A 3048-nucleotide genomic window follows, 5' to 3' on the forward strand; every position below is an offset into this window, starting at 1 on the left:
GAACGCCACCATGCGGTCATCGGCGGCCACGACGCCGACGGCTGCTTCTCCGGAAACGCGGTGTCCGCCGATGACCGCATGGTGGCGTTCTACTCGGCCCACCGCACCGACCGCTGGTGGCAGCCGGTCACCACCGCCGAGTCGTACGACAGCGGAATCACCTGGGCCAAGCGCCCGGAGCTGCTCATCCCCGAGCCGCCCGCCGACACCACCATGTACCGGGACCCCTACGTCTGGCAGCAGGACGGCCGCTGGCGGATGCTGGTCGGCTCGGCCCTCGCCGACGGCCGCGCCGCCGCCCAGCTGTACGAGTCCGACGACCTGGAACACTGGGAGTACCGCGGCCCCTTCCACACCAGCGATGCCGCGGCCGGCACCGGCCCTGTCGGATGGGAGTGCCCCCAGTACGCGACCTTCGGCGACCGCAGCGTGCTGATCATCAGCGACTGGACCCCGAAGGGCGGCCCCAGCCACACCACCGTCCACACCGGCCGCGAGCAGCACGGGCGCTTCACGCCAACCGCGTGCCCGGCGCCGCTGGACCACGGCCCGGACTTCTACGCCCCCGCCCTGCTGAAGGCCCCCGGGGAAGACCGGTGGCTGCTGTGGGGCTGGGCCTGGGAGGCCCGCGACGACGCCTGGGCGCATGAAGCGGGCTGGGCAGGTGTCCTCACCCTCCCCCGCGAGGTGACCCTCACCGCCGACGGCACGGTCGTCCAACGCCCCGCCCGCGAACTCCTCGCCCTGCGTGGCGAACGCGTACTGCACCGCACCGGACGCGTCACACAGTCCGAGCCGGCCGAACTCGGACAGGTCACCCGCACCTTCGACCTCACCGCCGTCCTGACCCCCGACACCACCGGCACGAGCGGCCTGCGCCTGGTCACCTCCGCGGACAGCACCGAGTACCTCGACATCAGCCTCGATCCCACCACCGGCCATCTCACCGTGGACCGCAGCCACGCGTCACTGGACGCGCGAGCACGGGGAGGCTCGTATGCCGTCCCATGCCCAGCCGCAAGGGCCGGCACCCCCGTCGAGCTACGCGTAATCGTGGATCGTTCGATCGCGGAGATCTATCTCGCCGACGGCCAGGTCCTCACCCTCAGGTTCTATCCGCTCGCCGACGGACCCTGGCACATGCAAGCCCGCACGACAGGCACCGGCCGCAGCGACTTCACCGTCGAGGCATGGAACCTGACCCCGGGCGGAATCCGTCAGGAACCCCTGCTGGCGAGCCAAGGGCAGAACGCGTAACGCGCCGCCTGTCCTACGTGCCCTTGAGCCGCCGTCCTCACCCGAAGCGGATGAGGACGGCGCCGTCGTCGACTACCCGTTGGCCTCGGAACAGCCGGACCCACGCAGGGGAGCGGCAGCCCCACGTCCTTCCTGACAAAGGCAGACAGTCACCATGGGCGGTTCTCCAAGATGTCTTCGGCACCCTCTTCCGGACCCGCCTCAGCGCCTCTGGTGTCGACCTGACCGGCAGCGTGAGTGCCCCCGAGCCCAACGCTCTCGCCATCGGCGCCGGGGGCTCCTTCACCGCGGGTCTGCTTCACCGCCTCGCCGCCCTCGGACACCTCGGCGGACGACTCGACCGGCTGAGCCTCGAAGACGTCGCCGACATCTGCTCGTTCGCCGCCCGCGTCGCCACCCTGACCTGCTGCGTCTCCGGCGCGAACCCGCCCCAGGGGGGAACACCTGGCAACCCCGTTCCTCTCCGGGTGACGCGCGATTCGAGCGCGAGACAGTGCCAGTGTCGTGCGGCAGGAATACCGCGAGGCGGTAACCCCATGAGCGACTCGCGTGCGCGCTCCTGCCGCCACCACGCCGCGTCAGCGTGGCGGATGGCATCCATCGTGCGGTTGCGCTCGTTGGTCACGCCGGAGGGCGGCCGCTCCGCCTGGACCGCTTCGGACGTTCAGCGTCGACAGGTGCGCCGGCCGCCGACGCGCAGCTCGCAGGGCCCTGGTCGAGGAGAACGACGGTGCACGGCCGCCGATGCCCGGTACCGTGAGCGGGAGGTCTACAACGCGAAGAAGCCGCGCCGCGAGGGCAGGCGAAGATCGACCGGATCGCGAAGTACGGGGCGATGCGGTTCGAGGAGTACGCCGGCGAGTGGAAGGCCGGGCAGCGGGACCTGGGGCCGGCCTCGGTGGTGCATCTGGAGTCGTTGCTGAGCATCCATCTGCTGCCGCTGCTGGGCAGTCGGCGGATGAACACCTTCGACCACAAGGTCGTCGAGGGCTTCCTCCAGACCTTGGAACGCAACGGCATCGGCCTGGCCGCGCAGGCCAACGCGTTCGACAAGCTGAAGGCGATCCTGCTGGACGCGAACCGGTTGGGCCTGTTCGACGACAACCCGGTCGCGGGCATGAGATCGCCGCAGTACGACCCCAAGCGGGTGGTGATCCCCTCGCCCGAGCAGCTGGGGCAGATACGCACGGCCGGCGATGACAGTTTCCTGCTGGTCACCGGTCTGATGAGCGGCTGCGGCATGCGCAACGGCGAGGCGTTCGCGGTGAGCCTCGACAACATCGTCGCCGACGACGTCTACCGCATCACCGAGCAGGTCAACCGGACCACCTGCCAGTACGAGCGGGTCAAGCACCGCAAGCCGGGAGAGTACGGCGACGTACCCCTGCCCGCGCGGGTGCGCCAGAGCATCGAGTGGTACGCCGACAAGCACGGCACCGTCGACGGCTACCTGCTGCGCCATCCCGGCGATCCGACCCGCACGTTCCCGCGCTACCACATCGCCAACCAGTGGCAGCGGATCAAGAAGGCCGGCCAGGTCGACATCCCGGACGGGATAGTCGTCTACGGCCTGCGGCACTTCTTCGCCTCCAACTGTCTCGCCCACGGCATCCCCATCACCGACGTCGCCGAGTGGATGGGCCACAACCGGCTGGCCGCGCAGGACCGGGCCGCGGCGGAGGCCGCCGCAACCGTCGCCCCGACTCTCGCCCGGGTGGCGGGGCGGGCGGTCCTGCTGGTCCCGCACCGCAGCGAGAATCCCGACGAGGCCGCGCTGCCCGCTGACTACCG

The 3048-nt window shown here is 70.5% G+C and carries 2 protein-coding genes and 1 pseudogene; all 3 read left to right on the forward strand.

Features of this window, described 5'->3' with window-relative positions; translation table 11 throughout:
* A partial coding sequence (locus StrepF001_RS44890; RefSeq protein ID WP_129803827.1) for a glycoside hydrolase family 32 protein occupies positions 1 to 1257 on the forward strand: 1257 nt, incomplete at its 5' end.
* 263 nt (positions 1258 to 1520) lie between these two features.
* A pseudogene (locus StrepF001_RS49250) lies at positions 1521 to 1688 on the forward strand (carbohydrate kinase); the annotation flags it as partial.
* A gap of 404 nt (positions 1689 to 2092) precedes the next feature.
* A partial coding sequence (locus tag StrepF001_RS46830) for a site-specific integrase (RefSeq protein ID WP_240798012.1) occupies positions 2093 to 3048 on the forward strand: 956 nt, incomplete at its 3' end.

This window comes from Streptomyces sp. F001, from assembly GCF_004187715.1.
GTDB lineage: Bacteria > Actinomycetota > Actinomycetes > Streptomycetales > Streptomycetaceae > Streptomyces > Streptomyces flavusporus.